At 63.0% G+C, this 16,111-nt stretch carries 16 protein-coding genes and 1 pseudogene; 8 read left to right on the top strand and 9 right to left on the bottom strand.

Annotated elements, in window-relative coordinates:
* Positions 1-38 precede the first annotated feature (38 nt).
* The 5 genes from PSOLE_RS01690 to PSOLE_RS01670 all read right to left on the bottom strand — a co-directional run bounded on the left by PSOLE_RS01690 (position 39) and on the right by PSOLE_RS01670 (position 5,482).
* Positions 39-1,079, bottom strand: coding sequence for an AbrB family transcriptional regulator (locus tag PSOLE_RS01690; protein WP_074860451.1), 1,041 nt, complete (start codon positions 1,077-1,079; stop codon positions 39-41).
* 9 nt (positions 1,080-1,088) lie between these two features.
* Entirely contained in the window at positions 1,089-2,606 is a 1,518-nt protein-coding gene (locus PSOLE_RS01685) for a tripartite tricarboxylate transporter permease (RefSeq protein WP_074860453.1), read from the bottom strand.
* 2 nt (positions 2,607-2,608) lie between these two features.
* Positions 2,609-3,064 carry a tripartite tricarboxylate transporter TctB family protein gene (locus PSOLE_RS01680; protein ID WP_074860456.1) on the bottom strand — a complete coding sequence of 152 codons (456 nt, stop codon included), beginning with the start codon at positions 3,062-3,064 and terminating at the stop codon, positions 2,609-2,611.
* 141 nt (positions 3,065-3,205) lie between these two features.
* Positions 3,206-4,126 (bottom strand): tripartite tricarboxylate transporter substrate binding protein, encoded by a 921-nt coding sequence (locus PSOLE_RS01675; RefSeq protein WP_244597288.1) that lies wholly within the window; start codon positions 4,124-4,126, stop codon positions 3,206-3,208.
* Between the two features lie 93 nt (positions 4,127-4,219).
* The gene (locus PSOLE_RS01670) at positions 4,220-5,482 is read right to left on the bottom strand and encodes an OprD family porin (RefSeq protein ID WP_244597258.1); all 1,263 of its coding nucleotides are present in this window, start codon (positions 5,480-5,482) and stop codon (positions 4,220-4,222) included.
* Between the two features lie 458 nt (positions 5,483-5,940).
* Between PSOLE_RS01670 and PSOLE_RS01665 the strand changes: the two genes are divergently transcribed.
* The gene (locus PSOLE_RS01665) at positions 5,941-6,612 is read left to right on the top strand and encodes a response regulator (protein WP_074855602.1); all 672 of its coding nucleotides are present in this window, start codon (positions 5,941-5,943) and stop codon (positions 6,610-6,612) included.
* A pseudogene (locus PSOLE_RS01660) lies at positions 6,609-8,005 on the top strand (sensor histidine kinase). Before PSOLE_RS01665 ends, PSOLE_RS01660 begins: the two are co-directional and overlap by 4 nt.
* On the opposite strand, the gene PSOLE_RS01655 reads toward PSOLE_RS01660, so the two are convergent.
* The 3 genes from PSOLE_RS01655 to ygfZ form a co-directional block, all read right to left on the bottom strand.
* Positions 7,988-8,743: a substrate-binding periplasmic protein gene (locus PSOLE_RS01655; protein WP_074855603.1), complete on the bottom strand. Its 756-nt coding sequence runs from the start codon at positions 8,741-8,743 to the stop codon at positions 7,988-7,990. The pseudogene PSOLE_RS01660 and the gene PSOLE_RS01655 overlap by 18 nt on opposite strands.
* A 139-nt stretch (positions 8,744-8,882) precedes the next feature.
* Positions 8,883-9,719 (bottom strand): HDOD domain-containing protein, encoded by an 837-nt coding sequence (locus PSOLE_RS01650; protein WP_074855605.1) that lies wholly within the window; start codon positions 9,717-9,719, stop codon positions 8,883-8,885.
* 46 nt (positions 9,720-9,765) lie between these two features.
* Entirely contained in the window at positions 9,766-10,707 is a 942-nt protein-coding gene (ygfZ, locus tag PSOLE_RS01645; RefSeq protein ID WP_074855607.1) for a CAF17-like 4Fe-4S cluster assembly/insertion protein YgfZ, read from the bottom strand.
* A 145-nt stretch (positions 10,708-10,852) separates the two neighbouring features.
* On the opposite strand from ygfZ, the gene PSOLE_RS01640 reads away from it, so the two are divergent.
* Positions 10,853-11,107, top strand: coding sequence for an FAD assembly factor SdhE (locus PSOLE_RS01640; RefSeq protein WP_004423874.1), 255 nt, complete (start codon positions 10,853-10,855; stop codon positions 11,105-11,107).
* Positions 11,091-11,558, top strand: coding sequence for a protein YgfX (locus tag PSOLE_RS01635; protein ID WP_074855609.1), 468 nt, complete (start codon positions 11,091-11,093; stop codon positions 11,556-11,558). Before PSOLE_RS01640 ends, PSOLE_RS01635 begins: the two co-directional genes overlap by 17 nt.
* On the opposite strand, the gene nadB is transcribed toward PSOLE_RS01635, so the two are convergent.
* Positions 11,512-13,143 (bottom strand): L-aspartate oxidase, encoded by a 1,632-nt coding sequence (nadB, locus tag PSOLE_RS01630; RefSeq protein WP_074855611.1) that lies wholly within the window; start codon positions 13,141-13,143, stop codon positions 11,512-11,514. The genes PSOLE_RS01635 and nadB overlap by 47 nt on opposite strands.
* 366 nt (positions 13,144-13,509) lie before the next feature.
* On the opposite strand from nadB, the gene rpoE reads away from it, so the two are divergent.
* From rpoE to PSOLE_RS01610, 4 genes are read left to right on the top strand one after another with little or no spacing between them, the layout of a single operon-like run.
* The gene (gene rpoE, locus PSOLE_RS01625; RefSeq protein ID WP_074855614.1) at positions 13,510-14,091 is read left to right on the top strand and encodes an RNA polymerase sigma factor RpoE; all 582 of its coding nucleotides are present in this window, start codon (positions 13,510-13,512) and stop codon (positions 14,089-14,091) included.
* Between the two features lie 30 nt (positions 14,092-14,121).
* Positions 14,122-14,694 carry a sigma-E factor negative regulatory protein gene (locus PSOLE_RS01620; protein ID WP_074855615.1) on the top strand — a complete coding sequence of 191 codons (573 nt, stop codon included), beginning with the start codon at positions 14,122-14,124 and terminating at the stop codon, positions 14,692-14,694.
* A gap of 15 nt (positions 14,695-14,709) precedes the next feature.
* Complete coding sequence (locus PSOLE_RS01615) at positions 14,710-15,657, top strand: MucB/RseB C-terminal domain-containing protein (RefSeq protein WP_004423879.1); 948 nt, start codon at positions 14,710-14,712, stop codon at positions 15,655-15,657.
* Entirely contained in the window at positions 15,654-16,109 is a 456-nt protein-coding gene (locus PSOLE_RS01610) for a SoxR reducing system RseC family protein (protein WP_004423880.1), read from the top strand. Before PSOLE_RS01615 ends, PSOLE_RS01610 begins: the two co-directional genes overlap by 4 nt.
* The last annotated feature ends 2 nt before the right edge of the window (positions 16,110-16,111 follow it).

Genomic DNA, 16,111 nt, shown 5'->3' with positions numbered 1-16,111 from the left:
TTCGCTGGCGCTACGAGCGGCCGGCGTTCCGGTCCGCCCTACGCGTGGCGCTTGCACCAGAGCTTGAATAAGGGTTCTGCCAGGAACATCACCAGAAACAGCCGTAGCACCTGCAATGCAGTCACCAGCGCTACCGATAGCTGCAAGGCTTCGGCGGTCAGACACAGCTCGGTAATGCCGCCCGGCATCATGCCCAGCATCAGCGATAGGTGGTCTTCGCCGGCCAGCCAGCCCAGCACTTCGCCGAGACCGGCCGCGGCCAGCATCGCCAGCAACGTGAACAGCAGGACGCGGGCGAGGAAGGCTGGCGCGCTGCGGAAGAAGGCGCGGTCGAAGTGGCAGCCCAGGGCACAGCCGATCAGCCACTGGCCGAACTGACCGAGGCCCTGCGGCAGGCCCAGATGCAGGTCGAAGCTGGCACTGGCTATGGCGCAGACGCTCAGCGGGCCGAGCATCCAGGGGTTGGGTTGGTTCAGCCGGCCCCAGAGTATTGCCAGCAGAGCGCCAGCGGCGAGCAGGCCGGTTAGCCACAACCAGTCCACTGGCGCCGGAGGGGGTGCGCTGACATCGGACAGACCCCAGGTGAACAGTGCCGGAATCAACAGCAGCACCAGCAACAGGCGCAGGCTGTGCGCCGCTGCCACTCTTGCGGGCTGGGCATCGTGGCGCAGGGCCAGGTTGACCATTTCGCTGGCACCGCCAGGCATGCTGGCAAAGAAGGCCGTGGCGCGGTCGACGCCGGCACGGCGCAGAATGACGATACCGATCAGGCTCAGCATCAGCGTGCCGATGGCCCCCATGATGATCACCGGCAGATGGCTGAGCACCTGCTGCAGCACCTCACTGGTGAAGTGCAGGCCGATGCCGCTGGCGACCAGCCATTGGCCGGCCTTGCGCCCGCCCGGCAGTTCACTGAAGGCGCGATTGGCCAGGCAGCGCACAACGATTACCGCCAACAACGAACCGACCATCCACGGCAAAGGCCAGTCTGCGAGACTGGCCAGGTAACCACCCACCGCGCCGGCCAGTGGCGTGGGCCACCAGCCGCGGGGGTTAAAGGAGGAAACGCTTAACGACACACATCTTCCTTAGGCGGCGTCAGCCACTTCAGCCTGACGCTGGTTACGCTTGCGCCAGCTACGGTAGAAGGGCAGGGCGATCATGCCGACGATCAGCGTCCACACGCCCCAGGTGATCGGACTGGCGAACAGGATGCCCAGCTCGCCATTGGAGATCGACAGTGCACGACGCAGGTTCTGCTCCATCAGGCCGCCGAGGATGAAGCCCAGCAGAATGGCCGACAGCGGGAAGTCCAGCTTGCGCAGAATGTAGCCCGCGACGCCGATACCGATCATCAGGAACAGGTCGAAGGTGGTGGCATGCACCGCATAGACACCGATCGAGGTGATGATGGCGATGGCCGGTACCAGTGCCCAATACGGCACGGCGAGGATCTTGGTGAAGATCTTGATCATCGGCACGTTCATCACGATCAGCATGATGTTGGCGATGAACAGCGAGGCGATCAGGCCCCAGACAATATCCGGCTGGTCTCGGAACAGCAGCGGGCCAGGGGTGATGTTGTACAGCGTCAGTGCGCCGAGCATGACCGCGGTGGTGCCCGAACCGGGAACGCCGAGGGTCAGCATCGGCACCATGGAGCCGCAAGCCGAGGCGCTGTTGGCGGTTTCCGGGGCAGCCAGGCCGCGCAGGTCGCCGTTGCCGAACTTGTTGTCCTTGTGCGCCAGGCGTTTTTCGCTCATGTACGCCACGGCACTGGCCAGGGTCGCACCGGCACCCGGCAGGATGCCCAGGCCAAAGCCCAGTGCGCCACTGCGCAGGTTGGTAGCCAGAACCGACAGACCTTCCTTGAGGTTGAACAGCATGCGGCCCTTGGCTTGGATGGCTTTCTGGCCATGGTGGGTGCGTTCGAGCAGCACCAGAATCTCGCTGACCGAGAACAGCCCCAGTACCAGCACCACGAACTGGATGCCGTCAGCCAGGCCCAGGCTGCCGAAGGTAAAGCGATACACGCCGCTGTTCGAGTCGATGCCGACGCACGACAGGAACAGGCCGATGCAGCAGGCGATGGCGGTTTTCATCGGCTTGTTGCCGGCCATGCCGGCCAGGCAGACGATGGCGAATACCATCAGCACGAAGTATTCCGCGGGGCCGAAGGCCACGGCCCACTTCGCCAGCAGCGGGGCGAAGATGACCACACCGCAGGTGGCGATCAGGCCGCCGACGAAGGAACTCCAGGCGGAGATGGACAGGGCAACGCCAGCCTTGCCCTGACGCGCTAGCGGGTAGCCGTCGAGGGTGGTCATCACGGCCGAGGCTTCGCCCGGGATGTTCAGCAGAATCGAGGAAATACGGCCGCCGTACTCGCAGCCCAGGTACACGGCAGCGAGCAGGATCAGCGCCGTTTCCGGCGGCAGGCCGAGGGCGAAGGCGATGGGGATCAGCAGCGCCACGCCGTTGATCGGGCCCAGGCCGGGAAGCAGGCCGACGACCGTGCCGATCAGGGTGCCGCACAGGGCGGTGAGCAGGTTGTAGGGGCTCAGGGCGACGCCGAAGCCCTGACCGAGATAGCTGAGGGTATCCATGATTAATTCTCCAGCGCGGCGAGGATGCCGAGCGGCAGGGGTACGTCGAGGGCTTTGTCGAACAGCAGATACAGACCGACGCTGAGTGCCACGCCAGCGATCACGCTGACCTTCCAGGAGCCTTCATACAGGCGGGCCATGGCGATGGCGAAGAGGATGCTTGCCGGAATGAACCCGAGGAGTTCGAACACGGCGGCGTAGACGCTGAGCATCACCACGCAGCCAACGACCTTGCTCAGCACGTGGCGATCCAGTGGTGGCTCGTCATGTTCCGCCGTGGCGCTGGCCGGCCTGGCAATCAGGTAGATGGCACCGAGGCCCATCAGCGTCAGGAGCAGCAGCGGGTAGGCGCGAGGCCCGACAGGTTCGTAGGAGAACGGCGCGTGGTAGCCCCAGGCTGCGGCGGCCAGGCCCAGGCAGCAGAGCAACAGCACGATGCCGAAGATGCGTTGGTACATGAGGAAATCCTCGTGATGTTGTGGTGCCTGCCGGGTTTCCTGGCGTGAACGACGCCAGCCCGTGAGCACGAAGCTCCAGGCGATTGAGGGTGGTGGGAACGGGCCGGACGCCGACACCACAAGGTGTCGGCGTCATGCGGGTTACTGCTGGATCAGGCCGAATTCCTGAGCCAGTTGCTTGTACTGCACGACCTGCTTCTTGACGTAGGCGTCAAGCTCGTCGCCGGTCATGGCGAAGGGGTAGAGTTCGCGTTGCTCACGCAATTGGGCGAAGTCTTCCGAGGCCAGCAGTTGGTCGAAGGCGTTCTTCCACCAGGCGTAGGCTTCGTCGCTGACTTTCGGGCCAACGTAGAAACCGCGGATCACCGGCCAGGTCACGTCGTAGCCTTGTTCCTTGGCGGTCGGGATCTTCGACACTACTTCGCCCGGCAAGCGCTCGTCGGAGAACACCGCGAGGATGCGCATGTCGCCACTTTCGATGTGCGGCACGGAGTCGGAGATATCGGTACTGGCGACCTGGATGTGACCGCCGAGCAGGGCCGTAGCCAGCTCACCGCCACCTTCCATGGCCACGTAGCGCAGTTGGCGCGGGTCGATGCCGGCGGCGCGGGCGATCAGCGCGGTCTGCATCCAGTCCTGGCTGCCGACGGTGCCGCCGGAACCGATCACCACTTTGCCGGGATCGGTCTTGATGGCAGCGACCAGGTCGTCGAGGGTCTTGTACGGCGAGTCGCTACGTACGGCCAGGGCGCCATAGCTGGTGCCGACGCCGGCCAGCCACTTCACGGCATTCTCGTCGAAACGACCGAACTTGCCTTGCGCCAGGTTCAGCAGGGAGCCGCTGGAGAAAGCGGTGATGGTGCCGGCTTCGGACGGGCGCTGAGCGACCACTGCGTTGTAGGCCACGGCGCCAACGCCGCCCGGCATGTAGGTCACACGCATCGGCGAGGACAGCAGCTTGCTGTCTACCAGCGCGCTTTGCGCCAGTTTGCAGGTCAGGTCGAAGCCGCCGCCTGGGGCTGCCGGGGCGATGCATTCTGGGCGTTTCGGTTCGGCGGCCATCAGCTGGCTGGTGAAGGCCAGGCAGGAGGCAGCGATTGCAGCACGGATCAGGGCAGGTTTCATGATGGATCTCCTCGCTAATCTTATTGTGGATTACCAGATGGGCAGGCTGTAGCCGACGATGATGCGGTTCTCATCCGCATCGCGAGCGAAGTCGGAACGGAAGCTGGCGTTACGCGCACGAATGTAGAGATCCTTGAGCGGGCCGCTCTGCACCACGTACTTGAGTTCGATGTCGCGTTCCCATTCGCCACCACGCTGGTTGCTACCGGCGACGCGCGCGTCGTCACTGGTGATGTAGCGGGTCATGAAGCTCAGGCCGGGCAGGCCGAAGCTGGCGAAACTGTAGTCGTAACGGGCCTGCCAGGAGCGCTGGTCGGCGTTGGCGAAGTCGTTGATCTGCACGAAGTTGATCAGGAATGGGTCGCTGCCGTCGATGTAGGCAAAACCGGTGTCACCGCTCATGTCCTGAAAGCCCAGGCCGAATTTGTGGCCGCTGATACCGTAGCTGAGCATGGCGTTGATCGCACGGTTATCCACCTTGCCGGCCTTCGATGCGCCGCTGTCCTTGCTGAGGATCAGGCGTAGATCGCTGCTCAGGGTGCCGGCGCCCAGCTTGTGGCTGCTCAGCAGGCCGAAGAAGTGCTGGCGGTAGAGGTCGTCGAGGTCGGCGAAGTAATAACGACCGGTGAAGCCTGGAGCGAACTTGTAGTCGACACCGGCCAGATCCAGGTGGTCGGCACTGATGCCGGCGGCGAAACGACGGTTCTTGCTGGCGAGTACCAGGTCTTCCTCGTTGGTCGAGGCGCGGTCGATCACCTTGTCCAGGCGACCGCCGGTGAAGGTCAGGCCTTCCAGTTCGGAGGAGGTCAGCAGGCCGCCTTCGAATACCTGCGGCAGCAGGCGGCTGTCACTGGCCTTGACCACGGGCAGCTCGGGAACATGCGAGCCATAACGGAATTCGGTTGCGGAGACCTTGACCTTGGCGGTCATGCCGAGGCGGCTGAACTCGTCAGCTGAACGGCCATCGTCGTGCACCGGCAGCAGGTCGGTACCGGTGCGGCCCTTGCCCGAGTCGAGCTTGATACCCAGCAGGCCCATGGCGTCGAGACCAAAACCTACGGTGCCTTCGGTGAAGCCGGACTGAACATCCAGGCGAAAACCCTGGCCCCATTCTTCACGCTTGTTCTGTCCGTCACCTTCACGGAAGTCGCGATTGAAATAGATGTTGGTGGCGGTGAGGCTAGCCGAGCTGTCTTCGACGAAAGCGGCTTGAGCGAGGGGGGGCGGCGAGGCTGGCGGCGATGGCCAGACTAAGCAGATGTGCAGGCGGGAAAGCCTGACGCGAGGCAGCAAACATGGTGTGGTCTCCGTTCTTGTTCTTGTAACGGCACTGCTCCACTGCAGGCCGTTCAGGCAGGTGGGTCGAGCCACCTGAGGGGCGATCCTAGATGTTCAAGCTTTCAGCAACCTTTCATTGATGAAAAATCGCCGGGAGCGATTTTTGACGTCGGCTCCGCCGACGGCCCGTAGGGTTGCCGCCAGGGATGGCAGGCAGCAAAAAAATGCCGGGCGCGATTTTTGTGGCCTGCGCGGGCCCGTCATTCGGGGGTAGGGTGCGCCGTGCGCACCGACGTGCCAGTGCGAGTGTCAGCGGCGCGCACGGCGCACCCTACCTATTCTTCTCCTGGTGCCTGACGGACTGGCATTCCCCTACGAGGGCTGTTTCGACTCGTTCGGCATTTCGGCAATTCACAGTGGCGATGGCGGCGCTACACTGCGCGCCTCGAACGATCTTGTGGTGGAGGTTTAGGGTGCGAATTCTGCTGGTCGAAGACCATCTGCAGCTGGCGGAAAGCGTGGCCCAGGCCCTCAAGGGCGCGGGCTGGACGGTAGACGTGCTGCACGATGGCATGGCCGCCGACCTGGCGCTTGCCAGCGAGGACTATGCGCTGGCCATCCTCGATATCGGTCTGCCGCGGCTCGATGGTTTCGCCGTGCTGGCACGTTTGCGTGACCGCGGCCAGACCCTGCCGGTGCTGATGTTGACCGCGCGTGGTGAGGTGAAGGATCGGGTGCACGGTCTCAATCTTGGCGCCGATGATTATCTGGCCAAGCCCTTCGAACTCTCCGAGCTGGAGGCGCGGGTCAAAGCGCTGTTGCGTCGCAGCGTGCTGGGTGGTGAGCAACTGCAACGCTGTGGCGAGCTGGTCTACGACCTCGGCGCTCGACGTTTCACCCTGGCCGGTGAGGCGCTGACGCTGACTGCGCGTGAGCAGGCGGTGCTGGAGGCGATGATCGCCCGCCTGGGTCGGGTCATGAGCAAGGAGCAGTTGGCGGCTCAGGTTTTCGGCCTGGACGAGGAGGCCAGTCCCGATGCCATCGAGATCTATATCCATCGACTGCGCAAGAAGCTCGAAGGGCATGCCGTGCGTATCGTCACCTTCCGCGGGCTGGGTTACCTGCTGGAGGCGGTGGAGGCATGACCCGCATCGGCAGCCTGCGCGGTCGCCTGCTGCGCCGATTGGCGCTGCTGTTGTCGGTGATCCTGCTGGTCAGCAGCCTCAGTGCCTACTGGAGCGCGCGTCACGCGGCGGACACGGCCTATGACCGTACGCTGCTGGCGTCGGCCAGGGCCATCGCCGATGGGCTGTACAGCACCGCGGGGGCACTGCGCGCCAACGTGCCCTACATGGCGCTGGATGCCTTCGCCTATGACAGCGCCGGACGTATCTATTACCAGGTGCTGGGGATCGAAGGCGAGCTGATCTCCGGCTACGAAGACCTGCCTTCGGCGCCTGCCGATACACCACGCACTGAGGATTACCCGGCGCTGGCGCGCTTCTATGACGGTATGTACCGCGGCCAGGGCGTGCGTGTGGTGAGCCTGTTGCAGCCGGTCAGCGAGACCACCATCAAAGGCATGGCGGAAATTCGCGTGGCCGAAACTCAGGGGGCCCGCGAACGCATGGCCAGAGAGTTGCTGATCGGCACCTTGTGGCGCATCGGCCTGTTGGTGGCGGTGGCGCTGCTGTTGATCTGGGTCGCAGTCAGCCTGGCACTGCGACCGCTGGAGACCTTGCGCCGCGCCGTGGCCGAGCGCGCCAGCGATGACCTGCGGCCATTGCCAGACGCCGAGTTGCCACGCGAGATCGGCCCGCTGGTCGAGGCGCTGAATCAGTTCAACGAGCGCCTGCAGACGTTGTTCGAGCGGCAGTCGGCCTTTATCGCCGATGCGGCTCATGAACTGCGCACGCCGCTGGCCGCGCTCAAGGCGCGAATCGCCCTGGGGCTGCGTGCCGATAACCCCGATGACTGGCGCCAGACCCTGGAACAGGCCGCCGAGCACAGCGACCGGCTGACCAATCTGGCTAACCAGTTGCTGTCGCTGGCACGCATCGAAAGTGGCGCGCGGGCCATCACCGAAGGCGGCGCGCAACGCATCGATCTCAGCTTGCTGGCCCGGGAACTGGGCCTGGCCATGCGCCGCTGGCTCATGCGCGCGGTGTCGCGCTGGCACTCGAGGCCGAGCAGCCGGTCTGGGTCGACGGTGAACCGACCTTGCTCAATGAACTGCTCAGCAACCTGATCGATAACGCCCTGGCATATACGCCACCTGGCGGTAACCTGGTGCTGCGGGTTTTGGCGCCAGCGGTACTGGAAGTCGAAGACGATGGGCCGGGCATTCCCGAAGAGGAGCGCGACAAGGTGTTCGAACGCTTCTATCGACGCAGCGCACAGGGCAGTGGCGCCGGCTTGGGGTTGGCTATCGTCGGCGAGATCTGCCGAGCGCATCGTGCGCAGATCAGCCTGCATCAGGCGATGCCGCATGGCTTGCGGGTGCGGGGGGTGTTCCCGGTTTCAGTGCCCGAGGCTTAACGGCTGCTGGATTTCCAGCAGGTACTGCGAAATTTTGCCGCTGTCGCGCAGTCGCGCCAGGCCCCGGTTGAAGCGCTGCATTAGTTCGGCATTGCCTGGCACTTCTCGTGACAGCAGCAGGTGCAGGCTGTCGCTACGCAGTGGCACCGGGTGAAAACTCAGCAAACGACGTTCGGCAGCGCTGAATTGCTGATGGAGCAGGTCGAAGCCCACCACCTTGTCCACGGGAAACACATCGATGCGCCCGGCCAGCAACTGGCGCAGGCCCTGCTCATCACCGGTCAGACGTACCACCTCGAGCTCTCCGGCGGCTTCGGCGCGTTGAAAGGCTTCGCCGTAGTCATAGCCACGAGTAGCGGCAATGCGCAGGCCGCGCAGATCTGTGACATCGTTCCAGTCAAACGCGTGGGTCTTGCGGTGAAAGAAGTAGTAGCGGCTTTCGACCACCGGCTCGCTGATATGAAAGTGCCGTTCACGTTCGGGGTTGTGAAACCAGACGGCGCTGCCGTCGCGCACGCCTTGTTTGGCCATTTTCAGCGAGCGCGCCCAGGGGTGAAACTCCCACTGCACTTCGATGCCCTGAAGTGCGAACGCCTCGGCGACGATGCGTGACGCTACACCATGGTAGGGCAGGGTTTCACCGAGATAGGGCGGCCATTCGCCGTTGGTCAGACGTACCTGCTCGGCAGCCTGGGCACTGCCGAGCAACAGGACGAGCAGGAAGAATGCGTAACGCATGGCTCTACTTCCTCAAGCGAATGGCTCGAGTGTAGAGACATTTTGTGATCTGCGTCCCTGTAGATCACCCTTCGGGCCGTCGCGCAGCGACGTCAAAAATTGCTCCCGACAATTTTTTGCCATCCATGGCGAGATGCTTTTATTGCAGCATGCTCATGGCTGCTTCCATGGCAGCGGAGAGGTCTTCGTCGGCCTGCATGTCGACCTGCGGGTCGAGGCCGAGCTTGGCGAAGGCCGGGACCTTGCTCCAGTCCAGCTGGGTGTAGGGGTGCTCGCTGCCCAGGTAGCTTTGCAGCGTGGCGACCTGAACGATATCGACGTAATCGACCTTGGCCGAGTCGCGGGTGAAATCCAGATACTGGCTCGGCACGATGGCGATGGGCTCGGGGAACTCCCAGGTACGCAGGATCTTGTCGCCGATGATCGGGTGAATCTGCTCGATCACGTGATTGAGGCTGATGGAGTCGGCCAGCAGTTCGTTGTGTTCTTCGGCGTAGGTGAGGATCGGCAGCACGCCGATCTGGTGCACCAGGCCGGCGAGCGTAGCCTGATCCGGCATCAGGCGGGTGTAGTGACGGCACAGCACGTGGCAGATACCGGCGATCTCGGTGCTCTTGTTCCACACCTCGCGCATCTTGCGGTCGACCACGTCGCTGGTGGCCTGGAATATCTGCTCCATGGCCAGGCCGGTGGCCAGGTTGCAGGTGTAGTTGATGCCCAGACGGCTGACAGCCATCTGCAGGTCGGTGATCTCCTTGTTGCTGCGCAGCAGCGGGCTGTTGACCACCTTGATGATGCGCGCGGTGAGGGCGGCGTCGTTACCGATTACCTTGCTGATCTGCGGAATACCCACACCCGGGTCTTCGGCTGCTTCACGCACCCGCAATGCCACCTCGGGCAGGGTGGGCAGTACCAGCTCATCGTTTTCGATGGCGTGGATCAGTTCCTGTTGGACTTTTTCGGCAAGTTTGCTCATGAAGTAGCTCTCTTTGGCGATCCGATGCGGCGCCGGGGAAGTTTAGTCAGCGCTGGATTTCCTGGTTAGCATCCAGCTGATAAGGCAGGTCGAGCAGGGTCAGGGGCGGGCCTTCACTGCTGCCGAGATGAATGCGGCCGTCGTTCACGGCGTCTTCCTGCAACACGGCGAGCAGCTCGATGGCGTCGCCGGCCTGGGCCGCCAGCACCACTTCGCCAACGCTGGAGCCATGCACCGGTGAGAACAATTCGACGCCGACGGCCGGTAGCTCTGCAGCGACCAGACGCAGGCGCTGCAGGCGGCGCTTGAGCTTGCCCAGGTACTGCATGCGCGCGACGATTTCCTGGCCGGTGTAGCAGCCTTTCTTGAAACTCACGCCGCCGAGGGCCTGCAGGTTGATCATCTGCGGGATGAACAGCTCACGTGTCGCGCCGAACACCTGGCCCACGCCCGCACGGATCTGAGCCAGCAACCAGTCGTTCAGTGGCGCCTGCGGCAGTTGAGCGGCCAATTGGGCTTGCAGCTTTGGCGCTTCCTCTGCCGGCGCCCAAAGTTCGGCGCGGCCATCGCTCAGGCGTACGGCGAGCAGTTGGCCGGCGCTGGCCAGGGAATCACTGGCGGTGCCCAGCTGCAGATCGAGTTCGCTCAGCACGGCATCGGCGCCCGCCAGGCCAAAACGGACCCAGGCGGCGCTTTCGTCGCTGAGCTTGGATTTGGAGAACACCGCATATTTCTGCAGATCGGCCAGCTGCGGCTCGATCAGTTCGCGTGCCATGGCCAGCAGGTAGCCGTCTTCTACCGGGACGATGCGAAAGCTCGACAGCATGCGGCCCTTGGGCGTGCAGCGGGCGCCAAGACTGGATTGGCTGGCGCTGAGGTAATTGAGGTTGCAGGTCACTTGGCCCTGCAGGAACTTGGCTGCGTCCGCGCCGCGAACGGCGAGCAGGCCTTCGTGATCGAGGAGTGTGAAGTAAGCGCTATCGGCCATGATGCAAATCGAACCGCTGAATAAAGGTCAGGGGTATCATCATAGTGGGCAGGGCGGGGCCTTGTCAGCGCAATTGCGCAGCGTCGCGGTGAACAGCGACGCAATTCGCCGTTATACTGCCGGCCTCGTTCGAGGAGTCCGTTGCATGGTTGAGCAAAGTGAACTGAATCGCCTGTTCTGGCATAGCCGCCGTGGCATGCTGGAGCTGGACGTGCTGCTGGTGCCCTTCGTCAGGGAGGTGTACCCGAGCCTGGATGCCGAGAACCAGGCGCGCTATCGCAAGTTGTTGGAATGCGAGGATCAGGACATGTTCGGCTGGTTCATGCAGCGCGGCGAGCCCGAGGATGCCGACCTGCGCCATATCGTGCGCATGATCCTGGATCGTGTCCAACCCAAGTGATGTCTTCGAGTGCCGTTGGCAGCCATCACGCTGGCTGCTGAGGCTCTACCTGTCGGTCCAGGCACTGGCCTTGCTGGCGCCGTGGCTGGCCGACATTCCCACCTGGTCCAGGCTGCTGTCACTTGTGGCTTGCCTGGCACATGCCGCCTGGGTGCTACCGCGACACGTCTTGCTGACTGCGCCACAGGCCATCACGGGTTTGCGCCGTGATGGATTCGGCTGGCATCTATATAGCGTTGCAGCAGGCTGGCAGGCGGTGCAACTGCGCCCGGATAGTCTGGCGTTGCCGCTGGCGGTGGTGCTGCGCTATCGCCTGCCAGGCCAGCGTTTCAGTCGTGGGCTGTGCATTGCCCGCGATGCGCTGGCGCCCGAGCAGCACCGGCGCCTGCGCTTGCGTCTGAAGTTCAGCCGGCGGCGCTGGGCTGAGCCTGGGACGTCGGCGTCAGAATAGTGTCGCGGGCTTCGGCCAACTGCTCGGGGTAGTCGAGGGTGTAGTGCAGCCCGCGGCTTTCATGACGCTGCATGGCCGAGCGGATCATCAGCTCGGCGACCAGTGCGAGGTTGCGCAGCTCGATCAGATCACGACTGACCTTGTAGTTCGAATAGAACTCGTCGATCTCGTCCAGCAGCAGGCGCACGCGGTGTTGCGCGCGCTGCAGGCGCTTGTTGGTGCGCACGATACCGACGTAATCCCACATGAAACGCCGCAGCTCATCCCAGTTGTGGGCGATGATCACGTCCTCGTCGGAGTCGGTCACCTGGCTGGCATCCCAGCAGGGCAGGTCGATCGGCATGTCCACCGCATCGAGTTGGGCGACGATGTCGGCACAGGCCGAGCGCGCATAGACGAAGCACTCCAGCAGCGAATTGCTGGCCATGCGGTTGGCGCCATGCAGGCCGGTGAAGCTGGTTTCGCCAATGGCGTAGAGGCCGGGCACGTCGGTGCGGCCATGCTGGTCGACCACCACGCCACCGCAGGTGTAATGCGCCGCCGGCACCACCGGGATGGGCTGCTTGGTGATGTCGATGCCAAAGCCCAGGCAGCGTTCGTAGACGGTGGGGAAATGACTCTTGATAAATTCGGCCGGCTTGTGACTGATGTCCAAGTACACGCAGTCGACGCCCAGGCGCTTCATTTCATGGTCGATGGCACGGGCAACGATATCGCGCGGTGCCAGTTCGGCGCGCTCATCGAAACGCTGCATGAAGCGTTCGCCATTGGGCAGCTTGAGCAGGCCGCCTTCGCCACGCACGGCTTCGGTGATCAGGAAGCTCTTGGCCTGCGGGTGATACAGGCAGGTAGGGTGGAACTGGTTGAACTCCAGGTTGCCGACGCGACAGCCGGCACGCCAGGCCATGGCGATGCCGTCGCCACAGGCACCGTCGGGGTTGCTGGTATAGAGGTAGACCTTGGCCGCGCCGCCGGTGGCGAGAATCACGAAGCGCGCGCTGAAGGTGTCGACCTCACCGCGGTCACGATCCAGTACGTAAGCGCCCAGACAGCGCTCGCCATCCAGGCCGAGCTTGCCCTCGGTGATCAGGTCGACGGCGACGCGTTGCTCCAGCAGCTCGATGTTCGGGCGTTGTCGGGCCTGCTCCAGCAGGGTGTTGAAAATTGCCGCACCAGTCGCGTCGGCGGCGTGGATGATGCGCCGATGGCTGTGGCCTCCCTCGCGGGTCAGATGGAACTCGAAGCCGCCGTCCTCGCGCGCGGTTTCATCGTCTCGGGTGAAGGGGACGCCCTGATCGATCAGCCACTGGATGGCCTCGCGGCTGTGTTCTACGGTGAAACGCACGGCGTCTTCGTTGCACAGGCCGGCCCCGGCGTTGAGGGTGTCGGCGACGTGTGATTCGACCGTGTCGGTATCGTCCAGAACGGCTGCCACGCCACCTTGCGCCCAGTAGGTCGAGCCATTGGCCAGCTTGCCTTTGCTCAATACCGCGATGCGCAGATGGGAGGGTAGGGTGAGGGCGAGCGTCAGGCCAGCGGCGCCGCTGCCGATGACCAGAACATCATGCTGGAAGTGTTGGCTCATGTCCGAGTTCCGCGTGAAAGCGAGCCCTAGTATATAGAGAGGGGCAGCGGCACAATAGGTGGCTTATGACCGACCTCGGTGCTCGGGAACTTTCTTAGTCATTAAGGTTCCATTGAGGGTCGCCCATATAAGGGAGATCGCTTGCGCGTGCCTGCATCTGAAGTCAGCGGAGGGTGTGGAAATGAGCGGCGATAAGATTATTTGCGCGGGCGGAAAGGTTCCGCTGGCGCCATTCCAGGCAGAGGGAAGAAAACTCTGCGGGAAGCTTGGTTGGAGGGGAGAACTTTTGCTTAAGACCCGAGTCTATCTTGGCAAGCTGATTCGCTTACGGGTGCAGACCTCCTCCGAGCGTTGTGAGGGGAGTGCATGCTAATCCAGGAAGATGATCAGCAACTGGTCGAGCGAGTGCAGCACGGTGACAAGCGTGCCTTCGATCTGTTGGTGCTGAAGTATCAGCACAAGATCCTTGGTCTGATCGTGCGATTCGTGCACGACACTCACGAGGCTCAGGATGTTGCTCAGGAAACGTTCGTAAAAGCTTACCGAGCGCTTGGAAACTTTCGCGGTGACAGCGCGTTCTATACATGGCTGTATCGCATCGCCATCAACACGGCGAAGAATTATCTGGTATCGCGCGGCCGTCGGCCGCCGGATAGCGATGTCAGTAGCGATGACGCGGAGTTCTATGACGGCGACCACGGCCTCAAGGACATCGAGTCACCGGAGCGGGCATTGCTGCGCGACGAGATCGAAGCCACCGTGCATCGAACCATCGCCCAGTTGCCGGATGATTTGCGCACGGCCCTGACCCTGCGTGAGTTCGAAGGCTTGAGTTACGAGGACATTGCCGGCGTCATGCAGTGTCCTGTAGGTACAGTGCGTTCGCGGATATTCCGCGCACGTGAGGCAATTGATAAGTCCCTGCAACCTCTGTTGCAGGATGCCTAAGGCAGCGGCGGCAGCCAAGAGAGGAGCGCCATGAGTCGTGAAACCCTGCAGGAATCGCTGTCCGCGGTGATGGATAACGAAGCGGACCAACTGGAATTGCGGCGCGTGCTCGCAGCCAGCGAGGATGGCGAGCTGCGTGGCACTTGGTCGCGTTACCAGATCGCCCGTGCAGCCATGCACCGAGAGCTGGTGGTGCCGCAGCTGGACATCGCATCAGCGGTTTCCGCGGCATTGGCCGACGAGGCCATTCCGGCGCGCAAGACGTCGATCTGGCGCAGCGTCGGGCGTGTAGCCGTGGCGGCATCGGTGACCGTTGCTGTGCTGGCGGGTGTGCGTTTCTACAATCAGGATGATCTGAGCGGCGCTCAGTTGGCTCAACAGGATGCTTCTCCGGTACTCTCGGTACCGCAGGTGCAGGGTTCTGCACTGCTGGCCGGTTACAACAGCAGCGAGGAAGTCGGCGAGTCTGCCGAGGCTGGCACTGCCAGCTGGCATGAGCAGCGTCTGCCGAACTATCTGCGCCAGCATGCGCAGGAAGCCGTGATGGGTGCCGGTGAAACCGCTCTGCCTTATGCTCGTGCTGCGAGCCTGGAAAACCGCTAAGCGCTAAGGAGTCACATGCGCGCGATTCCCCTCTGCCTGCTTGGAGGTCTGCTGGCATTGCCGGTTCAGGCCTCCGGGGTGCAAGACTTACTCGGGCGCCTCGCTGCGGCAGAACGCCAGCAAAGCTTCCAGGGCACGTTCATATATGAGCGCAATGGAAGTTTCTCCACTCATGCCGTATGGCACCGAGTGGAAGAGGGGGGGCAGATTCGCGAGCGTCTTCTGCAGCTCGATGGGCCTGCCCAAGAGGTGCTGAAAGTCGATGGCCAGACTCAGTGCGTCACGGGCGCGCTGGCCGACCAGGTCAGTGAAGGGCAGGCCTGGCCTGCCCGTCAGCTGGATGCGGAGCAGTTGAGCAATTGGTACAACATGCGTGTTGCTGGCCAGTCGCGCATTGCCAACCGCGCAGCTGATGTACTGGTGCTTGAACCCAAGGACCAGCATCGCTACGGCTTCGAATTGCACCTGGATCGGGAGACCGGTCTGCCGTTGAAATCCCTCCTATTGAACGAGCGCGGCCAGCTTCTGGAGCGCTTTCAGTTCGCCCAGTTGGACACTTCTACCCCTGTTGAAAACGCCATGCAACCGAGTTCGAGCTGCAGGCCGGTGCGTTTTCGTGCTGCCGACAGCATGGCCGAAGGTACCTGGCGATCCGACTGGTTGCCGCCGGGCTTTACCCTTATTGCGGCGCAGATGCGTCGGGATCCTGCTTCCGATGAAACTGTCGCCTACCTGATGTATGGCGACGGTCTCGCACGTTTCTCCGTTTTCATCGAGCCCCTCAACGGCAGCGTTGTCGACGATGCGCGCAGTCAGCTGGGCCCAACCGTCGCGGTTTCGCGGCGGATGAGTACCGACTCTGGTGACGTGATGGTGACCGTGGTGGGTGAGATTCCTTTGGGGACCGCCGAACGCATCGCACTGTCAATGCGCGCCGGAGTGCCCGAACAGGCTAGCCAATGATCGAGGAGCAGGGGCGTGTAGTGGCGCTCGAGCCCGGCGCTGTCTGGGTCGAGACGCTGCGCAAGAGCACCTGCTCCAGTTGTTCGGCCAATGCCGCCTGTGGTCAGGGCCTGATGGATCGTCTTGGTGTAGGGCGGCAGCGCGGTTATGTGCGCGCGCTCAGTCAAATGCAGCTGGCGGTTGGCGATAGTGTGATCATCGGTGTGCGTGAAGATCTCTTGGTGCGCAGTTCTCTGCTGGTTTATCTGCTTCCGCTTCTGGGTCTGTTTGCCGCTGCGCTGCTGGCGAACGGTCTGGGTCTTTCCGAACCTCTGGTGATCCTGGCAGGCCTGAGTGGCCTGTTCGCCAGTTGGCTGATGGTTCGCTGGCGCGCCGCTCGCGTTGCCGAGAACCCCTTATTGCAGCCCGTTGTCCTACGTACGTTGCTGGCCACTGCGCCAGCGGTCGGTTGATT

The organism is Pseudomonas oleovorans subsp. oleovorans, from assembly GCF_002197815.1.
GTDB lineage: Bacteria > Pseudomonadota > Gammaproteobacteria > Pseudomonadales > Pseudomonadaceae > Aquipseudomonas > Aquipseudomonas oleovorans.
Note: the sequence above shows the minus strand (reverse complement) of the source record. Positions and strands in the feature narration are given on the sequence as shown.

Excerpts from the sequence above, each read along its gene's own strand:
- PSOLE_RS01640 (WP_004423874.1), top strand. The coding sequence starts at position 10,853 with ATGGTTGAGCAAAGTGAACTGAATCGCCTGTTCTGGCATAGCCGCCGT.
- nadB (WP_074855611.1), bottom strand. The coding sequence starts at position 13,143 with ATGAGCCAACACTTCCAGCATGATGTTCTGGTCATCGGCAGCGGCGCC.
- PSOLE_RS01680 (WP_074860456.1), bottom strand. The coding sequence starts at position 3,064 with ATGTACCAACGCATCTTCGGCATCGTGCTGTTGCTCTGCTGCCTGGGC.
- rpoE (WP_074855614.1), top strand. The coding sequence starts at position 13,510 with ATGCTAATCCAGGAAGATGATCAGCAACTGGTCGAGCGAGTGCAGCAC.
- PSOLE_RS01675 (WP_244597288.1), bottom strand. The coding sequence starts at position 4,126 with ATGGCCGCCGAACCGAAACGCCCAGAATGCATCGCCCCGGCAGCCCCA.
- PSOLE_RS01655 (WP_074855603.1), bottom strand. The coding sequence starts at position 8,743 with ATGCGTTACGCATTCTTCCTGCTCGTCCTGTTGCTCGGCAGTGCCCAG.
- ygfZ (WP_074855607.1), bottom strand. The coding sequence starts at position 10,707 with ATGGCCGATAGCGCTTACTTCACACTCCTCGATCACGAAGGCCTGCTC.
- PSOLE_RS01620 (WP_074855615.1), top strand. The coding sequence starts at position 14,122 with ATGAGTCGTGAAACCCTGCAGGAATCGCTGTCCGCGGTGATGGATAAC.
- PSOLE_RS01610 (WP_004423880.1), top strand. The coding sequence starts at position 15,654 with ATGATCGAGGAGCAGGGGCGTGTAGTGGCGCTCGAGCCCGGCGCTGTC.
- PSOLE_RS01615 (WP_004423879.1), top strand. The coding sequence starts at position 14,710 with ATGCGCGCGATTCCCCTCTGCCTGCTTGGAGGTCTGCTGGCATTGCCG.
- PSOLE_RS01685 (WP_074860453.1), bottom strand. The coding sequence starts at position 2,606 with ATGGATACCCTCAGCTATCTCGGTCAGGGCTTCGGCGTCGCCCTGAGC.
- PSOLE_RS01650 (WP_074855605.1), bottom strand. The coding sequence starts at position 9,719 with ATGAGCAAACTTGCCGAAAAAGTCCAACAGGAACTGATCCACGCCATC.